The sequence below is a fragment of the Trichocoleus sp. AS-A1 genome, from assembly GCF_039962015.1.
Classification (GTDB): Bacteria; Cyanobacteriota; Cyanobacteriia; order Cyanobacteriales; family FACHB-T130; genus FACHB-T130.
On sequence record NZ_JAMPKG010000043.1, the window covers coordinates 21,939 to 44,760 of the forward strand.

18 protein-coding genes and 1 pseudogene are annotated in these 22,822 nt (G+C 48.0%); 6 read left to right on the top strand and 13 right to left on the bottom strand.

What is annotated here, in order from left to right; genetic code table 11:
• Window positions 1-54: 54 nt before the first annotated feature.
• The 12 genes from NC994_RS23855 to NC994_RS23910 all read right to left on the bottom strand — a co-directional run bounded on the left by NC994_RS23855 (window position 55) and on the right by NC994_RS23910 (window position 17,651).
• Complete coding sequence (locus NC994_RS23855; RefSeq protein ID WP_242032524.1) at window positions 55-2,823, bottom strand: CHAT domain-containing protein; 2,769 nt, start codon at window positions 2,821-2,823, stop codon at window positions 55-57.
• Window positions 2,775-4,547: a ShlB/FhaC/HecB family hemolysin secretion/activation protein gene (locus NC994_RS23860; protein WP_190434955.1), complete on the bottom strand. Its 1,773-nt coding sequence runs from the start codon at window positions 4,545-4,547 to the stop codon at window positions 2,775-2,777. The genes NC994_RS23855 and NC994_RS23860 overlap by 49 nt, the downstream gene beginning before the upstream one ends.
• Window positions 4,537-6,933, bottom strand: coding sequence for a filamentous hemagglutinin N-terminal domain-containing protein (locus NC994_RS23865; RefSeq protein ID WP_190434957.1), 2,397 nt, complete (start codon window positions 6,931-6,933; stop codon window positions 4,537-4,539). The genes NC994_RS23860 and NC994_RS23865 overlap by 11 nt, the downstream gene beginning before the upstream one ends.
• A 148-nt stretch (window positions 6,934-7,081) precedes the next feature.
• Complete coding sequence (locus NC994_RS23870; RefSeq protein ID WP_190434959.1) at window positions 7,082-9,709, bottom strand: S-layer family protein; 2,628 nt, start codon at window positions 9,707-9,709, stop codon at window positions 7,082-7,084.
• 161 nt (window positions 9,710-9,870) lie between these two features.
• Complete coding sequence (locus NC994_RS23875; protein WP_190434962.1) at window positions 9,871-10,398, bottom strand: calcium-binding protein; 528 nt, start codon at window positions 10,396-10,398, stop codon at window positions 9,871-9,873.
• A 472-nt stretch (window positions 10,399-10,870) separates the two neighbouring features.
• Window positions 10,871-11,410: a hypothetical protein gene (locus NC994_RS23880; protein WP_190434966.1), complete on the bottom strand. Its 540-nt coding sequence runs from the start codon at window positions 11,408-11,410 to the stop codon at window positions 10,871-10,873.
• 302 nt (window positions 11,411-11,712) lie between these two features.
• Complete coding sequence (locus tag NC994_RS23885) at window positions 11,713-12,771, bottom strand: DUF928 domain-containing protein (RefSeq protein ID WP_190434969.1); 1,059 nt, start codon at window positions 12,769-12,771, stop codon at window positions 11,713-11,715.
• A gap of 32 nt (window positions 12,772-12,803) precedes the next feature.
• Window positions 12,804-15,176 carry a CHASE2 domain-containing protein gene (locus NC994_RS23890; RefSeq protein WP_190434973.1) on the bottom strand — a complete coding sequence of 791 codons (2,373 nt, stop codon included), beginning with the start codon at window positions 15,174-15,176 and terminating at the stop codon, window positions 12,804-12,806.
• Between the two features lie 110 nt (window positions 15,177-15,286).
• Window positions 15,287-16,282, bottom strand: a complete 996-nt coding sequence (locus NC994_RS23895) for a DUF1822 family protein (RefSeq protein ID WP_190434976.1) — start codon at window positions 16,280-16,282, stop codon at window positions 15,287-15,289.
• Between the two features lie 33 nt (window positions 16,283-16,315).
• A complete protein-coding gene (locus NC994_RS23900; RefSeq protein WP_190426806.1) occupies window positions 16,316-16,966 on the bottom strand; it encodes a sigma-70 family RNA polymerase sigma factor in 651 nt (216 codons plus the stop codon).
• Between the two features lie 335 nt (window positions 16,967-17,301).
• Complete coding sequence (locus NC994_RS23905; RefSeq protein WP_190434979.1) at window positions 17,302-17,490, bottom strand: hypothetical protein; 189 nt, start codon at window positions 17,488-17,490, stop codon at window positions 17,302-17,304.
• On the bottom strand, window positions 17,490-17,651 hold the full coding sequence (locus NC994_RS23910) for a hypothetical protein (protein ID WP_190411047.1): 162 nt from the start codon (window positions 17,649-17,651) through the stop codon (window positions 17,490-17,492). Before NC994_RS23910 ends, NC994_RS23905 begins: the two co-directional genes overlap by 1 nt.
• 31 nt (window positions 17,652-17,682) lie before the next feature.
• Here NC994_RS23910 and NC994_RS23915 point away from each other — a divergent pair, with 31 nt between their 5' ends.
• From NC994_RS23915 to NC994_RS23925, 3 genes are all read left to right on the top strand, one after another.
• Complete coding sequence (locus tag NC994_RS23915; RefSeq protein WP_190434981.1) at window positions 17,683-18,384, top strand: calcium-binding protein; 702 nt, start codon at window positions 17,683-17,685, stop codon at window positions 18,382-18,384.
• Between the two features lie 437 nt (window positions 18,385-18,821).
• A complete protein-coding gene (locus tag NC994_RS23920) occupies window positions 18,822-19,571 on the top strand; it encodes a calcium-binding protein (protein ID WP_190434983.1) in 750 nt (249 codons plus the stop codon).
• A 335-nt stretch (window positions 19,572-19,906) separates the two neighbouring features.
• Window positions 19,907-20,146 carry a hypothetical protein gene (locus NC994_RS23925; RefSeq protein ID WP_190426808.1) on the top strand — a complete coding sequence of 80 codons (240 nt, stop codon included), beginning with the start codon at window positions 19,907-19,909 and terminating at the stop codon, window positions 20,144-20,146.
• Between the two features lie 212 nt (window positions 20,147-20,358).
• Here the strand turns inward: NC994_RS23925 and NC994_RS23930 are convergent.
• Window positions 20,359-21,066 (bottom strand): annotated as a pseudogene (locus NC994_RS23930) (IS1 family transposase).
• Between the two features lie 693 nt (window positions 21,067-21,759).
• On the opposite strand from NC994_RS23930, the gene NC994_RS23935 reads away from it, so the two are divergent.
• From NC994_RS23935 to NC994_RS23945, 3 genes are all read left to right on the top strand, one after another.
• Complete coding sequence (locus tag NC994_RS23935) at window positions 21,760-21,978, top strand: hypothetical protein (RefSeq protein ID WP_190434986.1); 219 nt, start codon at window positions 21,760-21,762, stop codon at window positions 21,976-21,978.
• A 15-nt stretch (window positions 21,979-21,993) separates the two neighbouring features.
• On the top strand, window positions 21,994-22,437 hold the full coding sequence (locus NC994_RS23940; protein WP_190434989.1) for a transposase family protein: 444 nt from the start codon (window positions 21,994-21,996) through the stop codon (window positions 22,435-22,437).
• Between the two features lie 105 nt (window positions 22,438-22,542).
• Window positions 22,543-22,668, top strand: coding sequence for a hypothetical protein (locus tag NC994_RS23945; RefSeq protein WP_348225632.1), 126 nt, complete (start codon window positions 22,543-22,545; stop codon window positions 22,666-22,668).
• The last annotated feature ends 154 nt before the right edge of the window (window positions 22,669-22,822 follow it).

Genomic DNA, 22,822 nt, shown 5'->3' on the forward strand with positions numbered 1-22,822 from the left:
GTTCCCCACTGCATTCAAACGAGATATTGCTATAGATTTGAAATCTTCCCGCAACTATAGCCAATTCCCCACTAGCACGTAGGGTGCCCAGTAACGGGGATGCTGGTATCGCGGATTCTGCAACAGAGACAGCTGGGCAAACCGGAGTGCTTCCGCTTTCGTCTCCTTGGTATTGGTTAACTCTTGATAAAACTGACTCATCAGAAGGGCGCTACTCTCATCGTCCAGCGACCAGAGAGACGCGAGGGTACTCCGCGCCCCAGCGCGTACCGCAACCCCAGCCAGTCCTAAAGCCGCCCGTTTGTCCCCGGTAGCGGTTTGGCAAGCACTGAGGACGAGTAATTCGATCGCAGTTGGTCGGTTCGTATCTCTAATTCGGAGTAAATTATCCAACTGAGTGACATTAATCCGATTATCCCAAGTTAGAATAAATGTCTCCTCAGCTTTAGAACTGAATTGACCGTGAGTGGCAAGATGTACGACTGGAAAGGAAACCGCATTCATTTCTTTTTGGAAAGCGGTACTGGTAAATTCCCGATTGAGCAGTACCGTAGTGGGCACTACAGATTTAATCTGATTTAATTCCAGGGTTACATTGTTGAGCGCAGCAAACCCTTGGCGAGATTCAGTAATTCCGGCAGTTAAAGCTTTGATTTTTCCCCGTTCTAAAGATTTGGGGCCGAGTAACTGCAACCCTGGAGTTAATGCAACGCCATACTTTTGGACAAGGTATTGTTGACCGTCGTAGAGTGCAGCCATCGGGATATTTCGCAAGGAACCATCTAGGACAAATACCAAAGTTTTAATGTTGCTCGCGAGATCCTGCGATGCAGGTAAAATCAACCAATCATAGACTTGCTTAGATAAAGCTTGAGTTTCTCGCAGCGTGTACGGTTTGGTCAGTTGCTTTCGCAATTCTCCGACAATTCTTTCTATTTCACTCTGGTTGATATCAGTTTTGTAGTGGCGTAGTGGTTGTTGAGGTAACTTGAGAATGACTTCTAATCGGTCTGCCAAAATAATCGGATAGATGACTGCGGCGGTCGGATCGTCTTTATCGATGACTTGGTCGATTTGGACTGTTTTGCCTTGCAAACAGGCGGTGCGAAAGAAATTATCGAGTTCAGCAAGTTGCAGCGATTCAATCGTGTTACGGGCTAGTTTGAGATTGTCTTGGCTTGGCTGTGAAGTTCCCTCTGTTTGCAATAGCAACTCGACCAGTTGCCGATAGATAGGCTCAACTTCCTCTCGAAAAGAAAACTGAACGTCAGGATTAATGGTGACTAAATCGCTGCGGAGAGATTGGAGAATATTCACCGCTTCCGTGTAAGCAGCGATCGCATCTTTGGTTTTTCCCTGCGCTTTCAATAAGCGTCCTAATTGCCATTGCCAACGATAGGAAATATCTGAGGCGTTAATTGATTGGGCAAGAAGTAACGCTTGCCGAGTCAAGTCTTGGGCATTCTGCAATTGCTGAGTTTGTTCGTATAGTCCGCCGAGATGTCCCAGCGCATAAGCTTCTGCCCTGATATCGTGGATACTTTTGGCTTGTTGAACTGCATTCGCTAACACCTGACCGATTTCTGTCCAGGAGGAAGTATTTGCAGTGTCAGCTTGTTTGAGTCGCGTCAAACTTTGGGCAAAATTAATCTTGGCATAAACTGCTGTTCGACTGGGGGGGAAACTCGCAATTTCCGCTTGCATTTGGGAACCCAACGCCTTGGCAGCGCTCAATTGCTTCGTTTCCACCAACAAGCTCAATTGATTGAGTTTGGCTTGGTTGCGGGTCATTGGTGAAGGAGCGGTTGATTCCGCCTGTTGATAAAACTTTAAAGCCGCTTCCGTATCCTGTTGCGATCGCGCGGTATTTCCTAAACCCAGGAACGCTGCACTGATATCTGGGGGAGAGTTGAGTTGCTGGGCGACATCCAAACTTTGCTGCAAAACCTGCCGGGACTTCTCTAAATCGCCAACGACGCGGAGGGTGTTACCGAAAGAACTCAGCGCGATCGCTTTCATCGGATTGGGTTGATTCGCCAGCGTCTCCTCTACCTGAGTTAACGCCTTCGCCGCTTGACGATAACGCCCTAAAGATTGCAGCGCTAAGCTTTGGTTAATTAAGCTACCCGTAATTCCCGCCTTGTCGCCTGCTTGCCTGTAAATAGATGCCGCTTGTTCCCAAGTCGTTAAAGCTTGTTCCGCTTGTCCGAGTGCCAATTGCAGCTGCCCTTGGATGTTGAAAGCTTGGGCGAGAACCGGCAAGTGGTCTTTGTTGGGATTTCTCGCTTCTAATAGTTTCAGGCTGTTTGCGATCGCTTCCGTCGCCTCCGTCCACTGTCCGAGTTGTTGGTAAGCTAAGGACAGGAAGCTCAACGTAGAAGCTTGATTTAGGATATCTCCTTGCGTTTGAAAAGTTTTTGCCGCTTGTTGCCAAATCCTTACCGCCTCAACAAACTGCCCAGTTTCATAAAATTCTTGTCCCTGTTCTACTTGAGTTGCATTGGTTAGTTCGGTAGCGTTTAATGCCATTTTTCCCGAATCGGGCAAACCTATCCCCCTAACCCCGTTCCCTTCGAGGGAAGGGGGAAGAATTCTTCTCCCCTCTCCTGGTAGGAGAGGGGTTGGGGGAGAGGTTTCCCCTGAAGGTAATGCCTGACGAGGTAGGGACACGGCACTGCCATGCCCGTATTGACCTGCCAACAGCAGCGAATGAGAGTGTACCTTTTGACCCCAGGAAAGCAAAAGGGTCAAAGTTAATCCGAAAAGCCCGTACTTTAGAAAAGATTGTACTGCACGGAAAAGTACAGACCGTTTTCTTGCCATGTTCTTTCCCTCGAAGAGAGATTCACTAAAGGAATTCCCCAGTCCAGGCGGGCGCTGAAGCGTGGTGATTGCCGCCACTGCAATCCTAACCCAACCGATAAAAGTCTATTGGGGTCTGGATCTTCTCTGCCCGAACTGTTCCAGGCGGTGCCAAAATCGACGAACGGAATGATTTGGAGAACACCCTGCACTTGGGGGACGCGCAGCACCGGGTACTGAAGTTCTGCACTTAGCAAGACGCCGTTATCCGTCAGCAGAGCATCCTGACGATAACCCCGAATGCTTTCTAAGCCGCCTAAACCAAATTGTTCTAAAGGGACTAGCGTTCTATCTGCTAGTTGCACGTTGCCACGCACCAATAGCAACGTTTCTGGGGCGAGGAGGCGTACCCACTGGGCTTGTCCTTGCCAGGAATAAAAGCGGCTATCGGGACCAGATTCGTTGAGGGTGGCATCAAACGCACCGAGTCCGATATTAAATTGCGATCGCAAGGCAATGACTTGGCGAGTCCCGGTTTGCGTCCATTCCTGAAAAAATCGCAAGGCGGATATCCGCGTGCGTCCCTCGTCATCAGCGCCCGCCGACAGGGGAAACGGAATCTCTAGCAAAGAAGTTTCGCTCTCCCTCCGAGATGCTGTTAAACCGACGGTGAATTGTTGGGTGGGGGTTTGAACAATTGGCTGGCGCAGGGTCAATTCGTAGTAGCGCGAGGCGGCATAAATATCGAGACGGTCGAAGGGTGGCTCAATCACATCGCTGGATGTGGTGCCGTAACTGACGCTAAACGTGCCATTGTAAGGATTAATCGGCAGTGTGTAGGAAGTATCGAAGCTATCGCTGCCATCTGTATTGCTGTAGGCAAGGCTTAAACCATCTCCCAAACCGAATAAATTCGCTTCATTCACTTGCAAGCGACGTCGGAAGCTGCCCACACTAGGGGAACGACCGTTATCGATGCCGATTTGGGTGCTAAAGGTCTTCGCCTCTGTTATCCGAACCTCCAGCAAACTGAATCCCGGACGGGTTCCAGCAGAGAGTTCCGCGGATAAATTGGCAATCAGCGGATTGAGTTGCAGCAGTTGTAATGCTTCGAGAAGACGCTCTCGATTGAGAGGCTTTGATGTGGCGACAGCCAAACGCGATCGCACGTAGTTGGAATTTAACCGTCGCGTGCCACTAATTTTAATGTCTTCTAAGCCGCCTTCGACAACCTGAATGGTGACGACGCCGTTCTGAATTGTTTGGTTGGCGGGAATCAGGGCACCTGACGTAATATACCCTTGGTTGACGTAAAACTCGGTGACAGCAGTTCGAGCTTGCAGCAGTTCGGCAAAGGAAATTGGTCGATTGGTAAACGGCTTGGTAATTTCCGCTAGCTTTTCGGAACTGAAAGCTTTATTGCCGATGAATTCAAACTTTTCCACCGTAATGTTGCCAGGAACCGTCTCCCCCGGTGTCTCCTCGTCTGGGGAAGGCTGGGTGGGGGACTGGAGTAAGTCTTCTGGCGGCGGTAGTGGCGCAGGCGTTTCTGGGGACGGAAGCGGGGAAGGGGAGGGAGGTGGCGGTTGAATGATGTCTTGTGGCGGAGGGAGTTGAGGAACTTGAGCCGAGTCAATCGTTTCCGGAAGCGATCGCGCGACTTGCGCCGTCAAGCAGATACTCAGGATTGCTAAACCCAGCCGAAGATACAATAAGCGATCGCCCCCAGAAAAATTACGGCACATAGCACTTAGCGGTTGTTAGCCCGGAACGATGGGAGTAGTACGGAACAGCAGCAGTGAGAACGACTTCGCCTTTATCGTTTTTTACCCAACCTTGTGCTTCTACCGGCTCTTTTGTCAAGTTTGACTGTATGGCAACATCCTTTTTGGAGTGAGTGGAAGCTGGTGCAACCTGACGCCAATCTGTCCAAACGGCACTGCTGCTTCGGGTTTCGCTAGGATTGTCCGGCAACCCTCCGCTTCCCGTCACGGTGAAAGAACTCGCGACGTTGCTGCCACTCGCCGGACAAGTTTGTGCTATCAATCCAGAAGCATCGACCAATTCGGCTGGTAAAGTCGCTAACCCGCGACTGGGATCGACATCCAAAGTATTAATTTGTACGGTACCATCGACTCCAAATTCCGAACTCGCCGTGATGTCACTTTGGGAGGTTGGGCGCGATCGCAACTGGCTACCAAAGATACTAGAAGTGGTGATGTTGATACTCCCTCCCCGACCTTGGAAGGCATTGGCGGTAATATCGCTATTTTCAGATGGGACAGCGACGATGAATTTGGCATTGATGTCCAGATTCCCGCCATCTCCACCCGCTTTTGCAGTGCCTGCGGTGGTGGAAAGGTTACTATTGCGGCGCAGCAATAATAAGTCTTGCACTCGCAATCGAATATTCCCGCCGTCACCGGATGCGGTTTGGGCGTTGAGGGTTGCCCCATTGTCTAGCAGGATAGAGCCAGAGTCAATTTCGAGTTCCCCAGCTTTTCCTAACCCTTGACTGCCCACAGAGATTTGTCCCCGATCCCGAACCGTTAACAACTGAGTTTTAACCGTCAGACTTCCCCCATCTCCGGTCGAAAATGCCGGAAGATTACTGCTATCGGAGGGGGAACCATCTCCGTCTCGGATGACATCGGCAGGGTTGCCGGTTCCAGCGAACAATCTGCTGCGAAGCTTTCCATTTCCTGAAGTCCCAATCAGTTCTACCAACTCAGAGGCATTCACCTCCAAATTTCCCCCGAAACCTGCCCCAAAAGTAGCCGCAGAGACTTCTGCCCCATTTCGGATCGTCAATTTCCGAGTGGTAATCGTTAAGTTTCCAGCTTTCCCATTGCCTCTAGAAGTTTGAACCGACAATCCACTGGGACGGCGATCGCTTGGTGCGGTGCCACTGAGTTCCACCCGATCGGTGGCATAAACGTTGATACTCCCTCCCTGCCCCGTCCCGGAACCACTCGCTGATATCCGCGCCCCATCCCGAACTAGCAATTGCCGGGTCGTAATTGTCACGTTTCCCGCATCTCCCCCTGCATCTTTAACATCACTGGCGAGTTTGCTGGGTTTTTGACCATCCGCTGAGGTGCCGATCAGTTCTACCGAATCAGAGACATTGATGTCGATAATCCCTCCTTTCCCCTTGCCGGTGGTTGTTGCAGAGACCTGAGAACCCCCTTGAATGGTTAGCCGCACAGCTTGGATAAAGATTCCTTGCCCATTTCGATTCCCCAACGTATTTGCAGAAACTTTTGACTCATCGCTAAATGTCACCTGTCTGCCGGAAAGCTGGATCGCCCCGCTACCTTGACTGCTGACATCGATCGCTGCTTGATTCGTGAGGGATATATCTGCATGGACGACGCTATCTAGAAATTTCAAGCGCCAACGATTGCCTTCTACATTCAGCTTTACGGTTCCTGGTTCTGCGACTCCTGCCAACTCGACTCGACCACCCCGTGCTTGTAAAAGCCCGCCCTTCCAACTCACATCACCGCCTAATAACAACAAAGTCTGATTTTCCGAGACTTTCAGGGTGCTAGCAGAACCCACGATTGGTTTAGGCAGTTGTGAAGAGATAAACCCGCTAGGATCGCCAACCATCGTCAGTAACGATCCTTCTGGATTGGTGGCGCTAAACTGACTACCATCCGCCCACACCAAAGCATCCAGCGTGGTGGCAACAAAAGAGCCTCTGGTGGTGCTGCCGACATTGAGTTGAGCCTTTGGCCCGAAGTGAATGCCACTGGGATTGATCAAGAAGAAGTTGACCGGCTGATCGGTAAAAATTGAGCCGTTAATCAAGGAGGGAGAACCCCCTGTAACACGGGACAGAATATTCTGGATATTGGCGGCGCTGCTAAAACCCGCTACCTCGCCTGCGTTGAGGCTAAATTTTCCAAAGCTGTGGAACAGATTACTGCCGACGGTTTGACCCGCTGATTGAGGAATAACGTAATTGGGACCCGTTAAGGTTTTTGCGGAGCCGAGGCTGCCATCAAGGGTGATATTTTGGGCGATCGCGCGATCGCTCCCAGCGGCGATCGTACCCAGCGCGATCGCGCTTCTTATCCAACAAGGGTGGCAATGCAGCGATCGAAGCACTCTGCGAATTAACACGCTTGGCTAGCATTACCTTGACGGTAAGGTTTCCGTATATTCACGCAATAGCCTAACACAGCCTACCCATTTAGATGCTCACGTTTAACCTTTTTCCATAAAAGTTGAACTAACTTGCTGACACTGAATCATCAAGACGCGATCGCAATTAGCGAGGACACTGGGACGCTAACGTTAAACTCTTTGGGGAAGAAGAAACAGCAGCCATCAGCACGACTTCACCTTGATGATTTCTCCCCCATCCAGTCGCTTCCACCAAAGGCATCGCCGGGGAATGAGTCTGAGATTTGGCAACCGCAGTTGAGCGAGGGAAAGCTTTTGCAGCGTGCGAGATCCGATTTGGACGGCTGGTTTGAGAAATTCGCCAATCTGTCCAAACGGCGCTGCTGCTTCGGGTTTCGCTGGGATTGTCCGGCAATCCACCGCGCCCAGTCAAGATTAATTCACTTTGTGCAAGCCCCCCACCAGTCGGACAAGTTTGTGCCACCAATCCAGACGCATCAACCAACTCTGCGGGTAAAGTCGCTAACCCGCGACTGGGATCGACATCCAAAGTGTTGATATTGACTGCGCCATTTACACCAAATTCCGAACTCGCGGTGATGTCACTTTCTGGCGTCAGGCGAGGACGAAACTGGGTGCCAAAGATGCCAGAGGTGGTGATATTGATATTCCCTCCCCGACCCTCAAAGGCATTCGCAGTAATATCGCTATTTTCCTCAGGGACGGCGACGATAAATTTGGCATTGATGTCCATATTGCCGCCGTTTCCACCTGCCTTATCGCTGCCTGCGGTGGTGGAAATGCTACTACCGTGGCGCAACTGCAATAAATCCTGCACCTGTAGGGTAATATTGCCGCCATTTCCCGATTTGGTTGTTGCAGTCAAGGCGGCTTGGTTGTCTAAAAGAATTGAACCTGCCTCGATTTCTAGATTGCCTGCATTTCCCGTCCCTTGGCTGCTGACATTGACTTGAGCGCCATCTTGGACAATTAACTGCCCCGTGGTAATTTTTAAGTCTCCCGCAGTTCCAGCCCCTGATGTTTGAGTCAGCAAGCTGCTGGCTTGCCCATTTGCCGATGTTCCCACCAACTGCACAAACTTCTGGGCGGTGATGGTCAATTTACCTCCCTGACCCTGACCTAAAGTCCCCGCCGATACCACTGCTCCATTTTGTACGGTCAACTGTCCCGTTTTAACCGTCAAGTCTCCAGCCGCAGCGGTACCTGCCGTCCCCACCAACAAGCCGCTTCTAAAGGCACTATTTTTGGATGTTCCTATCAGTTGCACCGAATCTGCGATGACATTCAACGTTCCGCCTTTGCCTGTCGCCCCACCCAAGGTGGAAGCGGAAACCTGTGCCCCATCCCGGACAATTAACTGCTTGGTGTCAATTTTCAAGTCTCCAGCACCTCCGGAGCCGCCTTGAGTCGCAGCAAACAAACCGCTAGGAACTCCATCCACCCCCGTACCAATCAGTTCTATAGACTCTTGTGCAGTGACACTTAATTCCCCACCCTGACCTGCACCGAGAGTAGAACTAGAAACTTGTGCCCCATCTTTAACAGTCAACTGAACCGTTTTTAGCGTCAAGTTTCCAGCGGCTCCAGCACCTTGAGTTTGAGTAAACAAGCCGCTTTTAATTTCACCATTTGCCTTGGTACCAATCAGTTGTACGAACTTTGAGGCAGATACCGCCAACGCTCCACCCTGACCCGTGCTAAAAGTAATACTTCCTACCCGTGCCCCATCTTGAACAATCAACTGTCCAGTTTCGATTGTTAAGTCTCCAGCCGCTCCATCTCCGATAGTCTGAGTTAACAAGCTGCTTCCTGCTAACACTTCTAGGGACTGCTGGGCGGTTACGGTAATCGTTCCTCCTGGTTTTGAAATAGTATTCGCCTCAATTTTTGAGCCATCGGTGAGGGTAATGCGCTTGCCTGAAAGCTGAATAGCACCACTGCCTTCACCACTGGTATCAACGATGGCTTTTTCCGTTAGGGAGATATCTGCTAGTTGCACTCCTGCTGGAAAACTCAAATGCAGATTGTTACCATCAATCTCTAGCCCTACAGTTGCTGCTTCTGCCACTCCTCCCAACTCGATGCTACCGCCGGGTGCTTTTAATTGCCCTGCTTGCAACTCTATATTCCCGCCTACTAACAATAAACTCTGACCATCCGGAACTTGTAAACCTGACGTAGATTGAATGGTAATTGGCTTAGGCGCAATTTGATTAAATAGAAAAGCTGAAGGATTGACTGTCAGAATGGGAGGAGCATTAGGAGTAGAAGCACTGAAAAAACCCTGAGTGTCAAATCCAATTGCATTCGCTGTTGTCGCTACAAACGAACCCCCACCGATATCTAGATAAGCCTTTGGTCCAAAGATAATCCCATTGGGGTTAATTAAAAATAGATTGACCTCGCCAATTACCCCCAGTGTCCCCAGAATCTCAGAACGGCTCCCCCCTGTTACTCGACTTAGTATGTTTTTAATCTCTGGAGGCGGGAGAAAATAGGCAGCTCCGATTTCTCCAATGTCAAATTGTTTAAAACTGTGGAACAAGTTGGAACCCCGTGTTGCGCCGCCAAAGATAAATTCAACCGGAATGCCAGGAGCAAAAGGTACCACTACAGAACTTTCCGTTCCTAAGGTTTCATCGGGTACGATTTGGGCACATACGCGACTGACTTTAAAAAGCACCCCTACTATAGCCAACGAGCATCCTAGCCCCAACTGCAAAGTCTGCTGGAGCCAGCGTTTAGGGTTCACGGGATTTGTCTCCATTCAGGTAAGTGAAAAACTTAGTTGGGTATTTCACTGCAACAAAGCTTATAGGCTGTCTAGGGAGTTTTCTCTCCCCCCTAACTCACCTTGAAAAGGAGAACTGAGGGTTTATATACTCCCTGGTTTACCCAGATTTATAACAGCAGCTATTCTAGGACGCTCAGGTTTAAAGTTGAGTCGAATAGAGTTGCAAAATTAACGCGATCGCTTACCAAAGTATTAAAGTCAGTTTTTGCTGTTTGACTGACTAGATTGCTATTTTCCAAATTAAATCCAACCGGAGGTCGCTCGATAATGATTGCGCCTAAGATATGTTTAAAATGGGCAGGAACATCAGGAGTAGCAGGTACATAACTTTGGATGGTATCCTCAAACATATTGAAGTCTTTAATGATGTCAAAACCATCAGCACTCTGGACATGATAGCTACCTCCTGGCTGTGGTTTCCAGTCAATCACGTTGGTAAATTTGAAAACATCCTTGCCAGCACCGCCCGTGAGAGTGTCAAAGCCAGCACCTCCAACTAAGGTATCATTGCCAGATCCACCGATGAGATCATCTATACCATTGCTGCCATAAAGGTCATCATTGCCTTCAAAACCAGTAATGGTGTCATTTTCTGTGCCGCCCTTCAAATTTGGATCGTTTCCAGGAGTACCATTGATAACTGCCATGTCGATTCCTCTTTACTAATGTTTTTGTTGCTAGGTTGTGTTGAAAAATACAAGGATAAACGCCCGTTTTTGTAATAATTTGCTCAGCTATAAACTCTATTTATGTGGGTCGCACCCAAAAGAAGAATTAGTTTTTGAATTCCTTAAAACCTCTCTAACAAGAGTATTTTTAGTGCCTTGAGTGCCAATTTACCATTGGGATTGGGCTAATGATATAGAACTGATTGAGACTAATCTCTATATCGGCAGCTTTCAAACCTTTACTTTATAAATTTAACTTTTTTCAGAGCTTGTTGCCAGTCGCTTTTTTTAGCACCACATATTTGTGGCAGCTCAGTTGAGTGTCACTCAATTAAGTGACACTTAACTGAGACAATTCAATCTTATCTGGTGCATTTATCTATCTGAGCATTATAACCGTGGCAGACAAGCGTTTTCTCTAGATCACGCTTAGCGCTCAAATGTCAGAGATTCAAAATAGCAACGGCTGTGTAAAAATCGGGTTCAATCCTGACTCAAATAGATTGACGAAACTTATGCGATCGCTCAAAAAATCACCAGTATCAAGCGTTGCGAATTTGCTGACTAAGCCGCTATTTTTCAGAGCGCCAAGAACCTCAGGTAAAGGCATGATGGGTGCGCCTGTAACGTGTTTAAAATTGGCAGGAACTTCAGGAATACCAGGAACATATTCTTTGATAGCATCCTGAGCTGGATTGAAGTCTGTAATAATGTCAAACCCATCCGCACTCTGAACGTAGTAACCAGATCCTGGGATAGCTCCATGTGAACTAACGCCTTTAAATACAAAGATATCAGCGCCAGAACCGCCCGTGAGAGTGTCAAAGCCAGCACCTCCAACTAAGGTGTCATTATCTCCTCCACCGATGAGGGTATCAATGCCGTTGCCGCCATAGAGGTTATCGTTTCCTGCAAAACCATAGATGGTGTCATTGTCTGTGCCTCCCTTCAAATTAGGATCGCTTCCCGGAGTGCCGTTGATAAGTGACATATTAATTACCCGTTGAAAAAATTAGTGAGTTTGCTATGATTTCAGTGTTGAAATATACAACACTGAAGCTTTCCACTTTTTTAAGGACAAACTTATCTACAAACTAAATTTTTAGCTTCCGGATTCTTTAGTAATTTCTTTGGGCAAAAGTGAAATTTATTCATCTAAGTAGGGCTTAACCTAACAGCATCTATTGATAGAAATTCTATGCCAGTGGTCTAGATACCCGACTTCTTGAAGAAGTCGGGTATCTCGCCTTCACGAATCATTGAGAACGGCTATAGCTTCGATGTGTTGTTTGTTTACTGTTGTTGAGCGGTGCAGCACTCAATTACAGGTTCTTGAGCGATCGCTTCCAAGCCACCAGAGTTTAATAAACTTACCCAATCATTCGTGAGAGCAGCATCGTTGGGATTCGCACTCCGGAGTTCAGCAAGCGCTGTCAGGGCATCATGCCAGATTCCTTGTTTGGCATAAAGAACCACACGTTCCCGTGGGGTTGCTTTCTGTAACTGACTCATCAAAGTGGCAGAAGGTGCAATCCGCTGAACTGACCCTTCAACCAAGGGTGGAGCATCCGGATCGCAATCAATCATGAAAAACCAACGGTACATCTTGCCAACTTTTAGCGGCGCTACTGTAGCCGGAAGACGCACTTTGACTACACCAGGCTGCTTTTGGGATGCGATGAACTTGGTTTGATAGACATTGTTACCTTGGTCATCCTGTAGGATGAATTCCACAGGCAGGTCGGGTGTGAGCGCATAAGGAATGTAATACCAAAAGGTAGGAGCCTCAGAAGCCGTTAATGCCCATACGGACTCAAAGGTTTTTAAGGGTGAGTTCCCAGATTCTCCTTCATTCAAACTTGTCTGAGTCGCAGGCACCAAGGCAGTCAGAGGCTCCTCGCCGATCGCGGCTGGACACGTACCACGGCTAGCCCCTCCTCGCTGTCGTCCAGCGGGGGCGCTGCGGTCTGCTGGTGGTGGGGGTGCCTTGAACAGAAGGGTGCCGGGGCTACGGCTAGCGCCTCCTTGCCGTCGTCCAGTGGGGGCGCTACGGTCTGCTGGTGGTGGTGGCGCGTTGGACTGTACGGTTAAGACTTCTGCGAAAGCAGGTTTTACAGGGATTTGTGTCAAACTGCCGATAAAAGCAACCAGGAAGAGGGTATGCCATTTGGCACCGCTTGTATTAGGAGACCTCTCCCCCAACCCCTCTCCTGCAAGGCGAGGGGAGTTCGGCTCCCCGTTCCCTGGTAGGAAAGGCTCATGGGGGCTTAGGTTTTTCAGGTGCAAGATATAAGGTTTGGCACGCTGCGCGATCGCTCTGGCAAGGATTATCTGTTTAAAAGGGAACTTCATATAGCTAGTCGAAGGAATTTTAAGGTGAGTGACTATCGTCTAGCTCGAAAGGTTGCATACACGGCTACGCTGGTGCTGCTCGCTACCAAGGCTAGCGCTGGTGGAACCAAAGGCACCCAACAACCGCTTTGGATTAACAGTGCCAAGCATAAACCATACAACAAGATTTGTGCGGCGGCGATCGCTATCCCTAAGTGGACCGGGGACTTCAGATAGCAGACGAACAACCCTCCCAGTAAAGACCAGCCCCAAATCCAAAAAACTTCGCCCCACTGAGGCCACACCCATAATAGCGATCGCCCATCTTTCACTGCACTAATCATTTGACTTACCATTTGCGCTTGCACAAATACTCCCGGCATTTGCTTTTCAGTCCACTGACCTTGACTGTAGGGTGTGAGCCAATAGTCATGAAAACTGTTAGCGCTCGTGCCGATCAAAACAATCCGATCCTTGATGGAATTGGGATCGATCTGACCGTTGAGAACTTCTCTGAGGGTCACTCGATCCGCAATATTTTCCGGGGAGCGGTGGGAGCGATAATTCAGCAATACTTGATGACCCCAGGCATCGGTTCCTTGGTAGCCACCTGTAAAACTCTCCAAAGGCTTAAAAACCACCTTACCCAGTTGCAAGAACCCCTCTGAATTAATCGTCGGTACAATGCCTTCTGCCGCTAAATAACGGAATGCCAATTGGGCGCTGAAGGCATAGTAAGCCGTACAGGGAGAGGCGGGGTCTGGTTTCAGCGATAACAGATGGCGACGAACCACTCCATCCGAATCGACCATGAAATCACTAAACCCTAAGCGTTCTGTCGGGATTTCCGGTGGTGGTGGAATCCCCGGTTCCTCCGCCTGAGGATCGCTGACTTTGCAAATACCAATTAAGCGATCGCTTTGGCGTAACCGATTGGCTAAATCTTTCTGACTGGGTAATGCTGGAAAATCTCGATAAATATCTAAGCCAATCGCTCGCGGTTTATACTGCTCTAGTTTCTGCAACAGTTGATTGAGTGCCGGATCTGACAACGACCCACGCCTCTGTTCTGGATTCTGAGCTTGAACATCTGCTTCAGTAATGGTAATCACCAAAAGGCGCGGATCTGGCTTTTCATCGGGTCGCCTGGTCAGTATTTGGTCAAAAGCTTTTAGTTCTATTGATTGCAGCATTCCCTGATGCCGCACCCCCGCAATCAATGATGCGATCGCTACGCTGGCAAGCAACGCTACCCGCAGTCGTCCCCGCCAGGTTTGAGGTTGAGTCTGGGAGGTTCGGGAGGGGGATGGCACAGGGGAATCGAGAATCGGGAATTCTTCTTTCCTCTTCCCAACGATTCCTTGCCAAGTCGGTGGCAACACAGCCGGATTTTGGCAAACGATTGGCAACCACGTCGCGCAAGGAAATTTAGCTTCTAGTCCTTGCAATCTTTCCCGTGCTTCCCGTACTGCTAAATAAAACGACTCACCACGAGCAAAGGCTTCGAGAAAAGACTTCAAAAATTCTTGTGCAACCTTATCCGGTACGGGTTCCCGCATCACAATAATTTGCGGAATATGTAAAGAAGCTAAATCTTTTGCCAAACCTAACCCATCGCAAGAGTTAAAAATCGCGATTTTCAACCCGCGTTCAACCGCTTTTTTTAGGCCATATTTTAATTCTTCTATTGATAAGCTTTCTGTTTGATTAATATAAATTTGTCCCGTCCCGCCATTTTTCTGGCTGGAACTATGACCCGCAAAAAATAAAATATCCCAGCCTTGTTTCCAAAGCTGTTCGGTTAATTCTTCCCGTTGTGGTTCTACCAGAAATCTGACTTCTGCGTTGGGTAATTGCTCTAATAAAATCCGATCGGCTTGGGTATTAATTCCCGTACTATTCCCCAAAATTGCTAAAATTCTCACCTTCTCGATGGGCGATGAGAGTTGTTCTACACGTTCGTAGACTGGGGCACTTAAGGCAATTTCGGCTTTTGGGTAGCGATCGCATAATTCCCAAAGATGCCAAGGTAATTTCCGTAGCTGAACGTCTTCGGTTTGGATAATGAACCGAATTTCATCGGCAGGAACTAATTGTTCTAAGAGTTTTTCTCGAATTGCCCGAAACGGCTCTGAATTTAGCCAGACATTTAAGCGATCGCGCAATACATTGGCTGCCAAACTACAGTCATCAATCTTGGCAACATTAGTCGGTTGACTAATTTTTGCTTCTAGTCTGTAGGGCACTCCCAAACGACGATAAGCGGTTGTCCAGATGGTGTAGTGTTGGGGAATTTCTGGAGCGGGAGGTAACATTCCAACGCTTTCTATCGAAGGGCGTTCACCATCGTTCCCAATTTGTAATGAGACTGGGAAACCTTCTTCAAAAGAACCACTCCATAGTTTTATAACAACTAATTTAACCATTTTGACGGTAGGACGATTAGTTTTCAGCAATTAAATGTAAGGGTTGTTTCCAGATAAATGGAAAAATTGCTCTTGGATTACAAGAGGTGTCTCAAGTTTACAAATAATCGCTAAATAACAAAGTCTTCTTGAATGCTGGCATTCCCCAAAGCGACTCTAACGCTAAACTGTTCTCCAGAATTGCCACTAAACTCTAATTGAATGTAATCATCTGCATCTCTTGACTCAGCTTCTAGAAAATTAGAGCCAGATTCATCAAGGACAATCAATTGGAGAGAAGGGGGTAGATAAGCTTGATTACCCCTAGGATGCACCTGAAGAAGAATATTCGTTTTCTCCTCAGATTCTGGATTGATTTCAACAACTAAAGCGACAGAAAGGTCGGCAATCTCTACCCCTAAGTCTATCAATTTTGCTTTGCGAACGGCAGCTTCTGGCTGTTCCAAACTGGGAGCAAGTACATCGCCTCTAAAACTAAAAGCTAGATTTGATTCAGGCGGAGTTAGCAAGGTTTCAACGGTTTGCCAACCGGCTTCAAAAACATTGTTGAACCACTGGCTCAAGTTGGCTTGGGTTCTGCGGAAGGCAGGGGCGAGAGACGATGCAGCCGCTGTAATCGGATGCATTAATTCCTGCAAGCGATCGAGTAAATCTTCAGGCGATCGCAATTGACCGATCGACAACTCTGAGGTAGTAACGCTGGGGGTAAATCCCAACACACTTGCCTGTCGCATCGATTCATCGATTTGAACCATCACATAGCCAATTCGATCTGACCAAACTTCGGGGGGAATGTGGCAGATTTGTTCGGTGCTTCTCAACGGACGACATTCTAAGCGACCAAGTCCCCGCACTTCTAGGTCAGCTACATCAGAACATAAGCGCACGATGGGATTCCAGCTATCACTGGCTGCAAGATTGGTGGGAATCCCCATCATCTGCAAGTAATCATTGACCACACAGACAGATAAGGTATTCAAGAGAACTTGCTCAGCTTTGTGCGGCGTCGGCTGCTGAGTGGCAAACTGCTGTGCTATTGTGCGTGCGGCTTGGGTAATCGGTAACGGTAGGGCAAAATCTTCTAGTTCGTGGGGGTTAAAAGTCATTGTTGGGAGGCTCCGTTCTTTATTTATCTTTATTTATAGATATCCCTCCGATTCACCAAATTTACGCAAGCGAGGGATACATTGGCGCTGATAAAAACTGCTCAATGTGGAAATGGGGAGGTTAAATTCCGCTGAAAGCTCTTTCCAACCAGCTTCTGGGGGTAAGCGTCGCAAGATTAACGCTTGAGCATTCACTTCGGGACGACCGGCAATGTGCGTGCGGCGCAACTCACCTTGAGAATCGGCTTCCACCCACTTTATGATGTCGTCCAACAAGGGGGGAACATCCGGAGTGGCTTCCAGACTATCCACCGGGTCAGTCGTTTCACCGATATCGCCCGACTTTGACCTTTTGGCTTGACCCGTAACGGTTCTCGATTCTTGTTTTTTACCGTCAATATAGAAATCTTGAAGCCGCCGTTTCAGGTAGGTATTCAGCCAGGTGATGACACTGCTGCGATTCGGGTCATAAGCTTCGCCGGTATTCCCTTCACAGATGTTTTGACAGAAATACACCCAGGTCTGTTGCAGTGCATCTTCATAGTAAGGCGTATATTCTTTCCAAAGCTTGTGTGCGATTAAGCGGATCACCCTAGTTAAGTTTTTCTGGCGCTGGGCACTTCCATGCGGGTGCATACAGGCTTCTTTCACCAGATAGCGAAGCTTTGACTCTAGTCCATCCATAATTTGCGATCGCCCCTTCGGTTGATACAGCGCCAATTTTGTCTGGAAGCGTATCTATTTAAGATAACTTTCCCCTTGATGTCTACTCCATACAGTTAGAGATTACGGATTCTCGATAGCTGATGAATCAGGATTCCGGCAGGTGGCAAGGAAGAACTAGGCGCGTAATTATGCGTTCTTCAAGGATAGCGATCGCTCTGGTTGAAAGTAAATAGCCCAACTGTCGCACGATTCAGTGACACTCATTTGAGCGATCCAAGATATGTTTCAACGTCAAAAGCAATTGTTAACGCCGCTTTGAACAACATTTATCTACAGTGCCAAAGCTGAAAAGCCTATGTAGGAAGGGTTTTCATTTCCTCTCTCCCCACTGAGCTGAGGCACAACCACCCATATTTGCCAATTTTATGTAAACGTTTGTAACGACCTGCATAATTGGCTCTACTCAGGCTGACAAGTGCATAGAGGTCAACGAAATGCAACGGGGAGATTAACAACCCAACTTCTGGTTTCCCACGCATCATCACCAGCCTCCAGTCAACAGAGCAACGAGCGATGTCCGAAAGCTCTCTAGAAGTGCAACGGCGAACAATAACACTTCTTGAACATACAAACCTTTCGGACATCCGCCACCACCAATCAACCGATTCAAGCGATTGATTGATTCCAACACACCAAACAACACCAATTCTCATCCTTACTAAAGAGCAAAGATTATGGCGATTATCAACGGCACCATTTACAACGACACACTCAACGGCACCGCTTACAATGATTCCATTTACGCCAAAGACGGGAACGATACAGTTTATGGCGGAAGTGGCAATGACTACATTGATGGCTGGTATGGCAACGACAACCTCTATGGTCAAGATGGCAATGACACCATCCTCGGCTACTACGGCGATGACTACATCAATGGCGGCTACGGCAACGACTCTCTGTATGGCGAAGTAGGCAACGACCACATGGATGGCTGGTATGGGGATGACTACCTATCCGGTGGTGCAGGCAACGACACGATGCTGGGCTACTATGGCAACGACAGCCTGTATGGTGGCACTGGCAGTGACAAACTCTATGGCGAAGCCGGTAAGGACTACCTGAATGGTTATGGCGGCACGGTTGGTGAATACGATACCTTGAGTGGTGGCAGCGAAGGTGACACCTTCGTTCTGGGTACCGCTAGTAGTGTCTCCTACCTAGGTACTGGCTACGCAACCATCACTGACTTCAAGTGGAATGAGGGCGACAAGATTCAGGTCAAGGGCAGCTACACTGACTACACCCTGAGTAAGAGCTATGACTTCGGAGGCACCACGGCGCTGGATACAGCAATCTATAAGGGCAATGACTTGATTGCGGTGGTTCAGGATACGACCAATGTTTACGCTTCTGCTGACTTTGTCAGCGTCTAGGTTGACACATCGGGATAACTTGACTCGATAACTTCACCTCCCCTCAGAGACATGAATCTCTGGGGGGCTTTTTTCTTTTCTGTTTACGCGATCGCTACCCTTACTTGAACTGTATGGTTGCACAATTTCATGTAAACGTTTGTAACAACTTGCATAACTAGCGCTACTCAGGCTGACAAGTGCATAGAGGTCAACAAAATGCACCAGGGAAAAAACAAAGTAAATTCTGGTTTTCCCAGCAGCATCAACCGCCTCCAGTCGATAGAGCAACCAGCGAGATTCAAAAGCTCTCTAGAAGTGCAACGGCGAACAATAACATTTCCTGAGAATACAAACCTTTTGGACATCACTGACCACCAATCAACCGATTCAAGCGATTGATTGATTCCAACACCCCGACCAACACCAATCCTAAGCAATCCTAAAGAGCAAAGATTATGGCGATTATTAACGGCACCGCTTACAACGACAACAACACCTACAACGGCCCCGGCTATCCTTTCAACTATCACGGTCAGATCATCGGCACTGCCTACGACGATTCTATCTATGCTGGAGCCGGTGACGATATTGTGAAAGCTGGCGCAGGCAATGACTACGTAGATGGTTGGACTGGCAACGACAGCCTCTATGGTGAAGATGGTAATGACACTATCCTCGGCTATGACGGCGATGACTACATCAATGGCGGCTACGGCAACGACAGCCTCTATGGTGAAGTAGGCAACGACCACATGGATGGCTGGTATGGGGATGACTACCTATCCGGTGGTGCGGGCAACGACACGATGCTGGGCTACTATGGCAACGACAGCCTGTATGGCGGCACTGGCAGTGACAAACTCTATGGCGAAGCCGGTAAGGATTCCCTGAATGGCTATGGCGGCACGGTTGGTGAATACGATACCTTGAGTGGTGGCAGCGAGGGTGACACCTTCGTGCTAGGTACCGCTTACGGTGGCGTCTCTTACCTGGGTGGTGGCTACGCAACCATCACTGACTTCAAGTGGAATGAGGGCGACAAGATTCAGGTCAAGGGCAGCTACACTGACTACACCCTGAGTAAGAGCTATGACTTCGGAGGCACCACGGCGCTGGATACGGCAATCTATAAGGGCAATGACTTGATTGCGGTGGTTCAGGATACGACCAATGTTTACGCTTCTGCTGACTTTGTCAGCGTTTAGGTTGACACATCGGGATAACTTGACTCGATAACTTCAGCTCCCCCCAGAGATTCATGTCTCTGAGGGGCTTTTTTTTCTGCTGAGGCAATGACTACCCCTAGCTGAACAATATGAAAGGGACATCAAATGACCCTAAAGAGGGCGGGATTGCCCAGGTAAAGTGCCCAAATATATTGCTGTACCTGCCGATTAGCAGAATCATTGTAAACGTTTGTAAAGCTTTGCAAAACTACTGCACCTGTATCTGACAAGTCTATAGCGGTTCATCTAGAACCCAATCTTATTGAGACCGCAACCAGGGTACAAACCTCGATCTTCCCGGAAGGTATAAACCAATGAAGGCGCAGTGGAAAAGAGTATTCGTTAAAACAACAGTTTGGCTAGTTACTGAGATCATCCTGAACCTCTTGGGACTCGATAACCTAGCTGATTACAACGAATTTATTCTTGAGCAAAAGAAAATGATGGCAATGAACCATTTATTTGCGCCAACTCTCACTAATAAACTTTGCCTCTATTGGCTTGATTGTGACTCTGCGTTCCAGATGCCACTGGGCTTAGCACCTAAATTCTAAGGAACCTAAAGACAATAGGAGTTAAGAATATTAGGCAATTCTACATTTTGAGAATAAATTTTGGGTTAACGAGTGCCATTGATTTATAGAAATTATACTACCAATCTAAAGGTAGAGCGGTTGGTCAATTGCAGGCAAAATTCAGTTGTAAAAATAAGCTAAGAAGGTATCAATAGCTAAAATAAATGCTTGGTAGTGGTGAATAGTAATGGTTAAGAGCGAAGGGAGGCGTTGTAATGATGCACAAAATACCAAATCGCACCAATGTGATTACTCAACTTCTTGGAGAAAGATAAGGTTTTACGAACTAAGCGCCCCACTCGTTGCCGTAAGGTGTTGTTGAACCGTTCGATATAGCTAGTTTTTCCCGTTTCTTTGCCGACTGCGCGATGCCGCTTTCGGGCGTAGTACCTGCTCATACGCCTCCCAAAAATCGGTGTAGCAAATCGCGCACTGGCGGTAAACAGCTGGTAAGGATTGCCAAAGCCCCTTTGCGCCTTGCCGAGAACGATCTCCAACGAATACGCCAACAATCTCACGGCTACCAGCATCAATGGCCAGCCAGATCCATTGTTTATTCGTTTTAGCGCCAACAAACGACCACATCTCGTCCAACTGAATTATCAGCCGACCCGGTTTTTTTGGGTGACTTCGACAGTTTTTGGAGTTTGATAAAACTTCTGATTGACGTACATTTGCAGCCAACGCTCAGAAACACCCGTTACCCGTGCAATTGCGGCAAGTGCAAGGCGTTCGAGCAACAACTTATCAATCAATTGACGAGTTGCCTCATCAATCGGTTGTCGGGTTGCATTCTCGACGAACTGTCGCCCACACTCCTGGCAACGGAATCGCGGTTTGCCGTAATGGGTACGTCCGTATTTGATGATTTGAGCTAATTGGCACTTGGGACAGTTCATTGCGCCGTTTGTAATGGTTGATGTCTCTTGAGTACCAGCCTACCATTACTATTCATGACTACCAAATGCTTTATATTGTTAGTAATTAGGGTAGAGTAATTTTAAAGGATTTTGAGCTGTTATGCTTTCGCTTTCTAATGCTTTGCATCGCCTAAGGACTGGCGCGTCCTTGACGGTTCGTTAAAAAATATCTGACCAATCAAATCGGGTTGCTATAGGAAGGAATCGGTGATTTCCCGTGATTGATTGCACTTTGCTCAATGTTTGGTTTTTTTGGAGACAGGGTAGCTTTGGCTTGATGCCTAAATTTTAGTTTTACGAGAGAGTAGCCGTTCCTCTAATTTATCCATGTTAAGGAAAGGCTGAAATGATGGCACGAATAAACCCGTTTTATTAAGGTTTCCTCAAGCTGCTGCGATAAAAATCACTTCCCTGAGTTTTTGAGGCGATCGCGTTTCTTTTCTTTACAGCAATCTTCAAAATTTTTTGCTTTCGGCAAACATCTGCTCTGGGTAGTGCTCAAAATGTAATGATGGAGAAGAAGAGTTGCTTGCTGATGTTTTTCGCTTATGCCCGTCTGTCCCCTGAAGTGCATCTACTCAAACGGTCAAAAATGGTCGCATCCACAACGGTAAACAACGGTTCAAATGCCATAGCTGTGGACGACAGTTCGTCGAGCATCCGACCAAAAAAGTGATTGACCAAGCCACATGGGAATTCATTGACCGATTGCTGTTGGAACGGATTTCGCTTGCCGGAATTGCTCGTGCAGCCCAGGTTTCGGAACAATGGCTGCAAACCTATGTCAACGAGAAATATGCTGGGGTACCTCGAAGCGTGCAGGTGACCCCCAAAAAAAGGGTAGGGCTAATTTACTGTGGAGGGAGAAATTATAGAGTGGAGAGGAGGTGAAGCAATGGGTGTTGTATGAGTACCTCTTTAATTGAATCGCTGCAATCGGTCGAGGATTTTTGGGCCTTGCGAGGAAGACGTTACCCCTTATGGATAATATTGTTGCTAGCGATTTTAGGCACAGTGAGTGGTTGTTACGGATACTGCGCCTTGGAAGAGTTTTGTGTGAGGCATTATGCAGCGTTGTGCGAACAATTAGGAGTCACGGTGAAACGCTGGCCTTCCGACACAACATTTAGAAGAATTTTCCAGCAGTTGGACTTTGAAAACTTGACAGAGAAATTTAACCAGTGGGCAGTTGGAGAGTTTGAGCCACAAGCAGGGGAATGGCTGGCAATTGACGGGAAAAGTATCAAGGGAACAGTAAAAGGTTACTCTCAATCCTATCAAAACTTCGTAAGTGTAGTGTCAGTGTATAGTCATCAACTTCTTAATCGTAGTAGCCCTCAAACAGTGTGAGAACAAGCGCGATAGCGAAATTAAAGTCGTGCAAACCTTGCTGGAGACAATGGGTCTGGAGAATGTGGTGTTCACGCTGGATGCCTTGCACGCTCAAAAAAAACCGTGCAGTTAATAGTCGAGCAGGGCAATGATTACCTTGTCGGGGTCAAAGGCAATCAACCCAAGTTATTGCAGCAAGCTGCTCAGGGGGTAACAGGAAGCTTGAAGCAGATGTGTAGCAAGGGATAGAGTCGCTAAGCACAAAAAAGATAGGCTTGATACTTGACCATAAGCCTATCCCAAAAAATGCTGCCTCCATTCTACCAAGCTCATCTCCAACAGTGCCTCAGTCCTCGCCATTACTTGCTCGTGAATCTGCTGGTGTTGCTATTGCAATGGCACA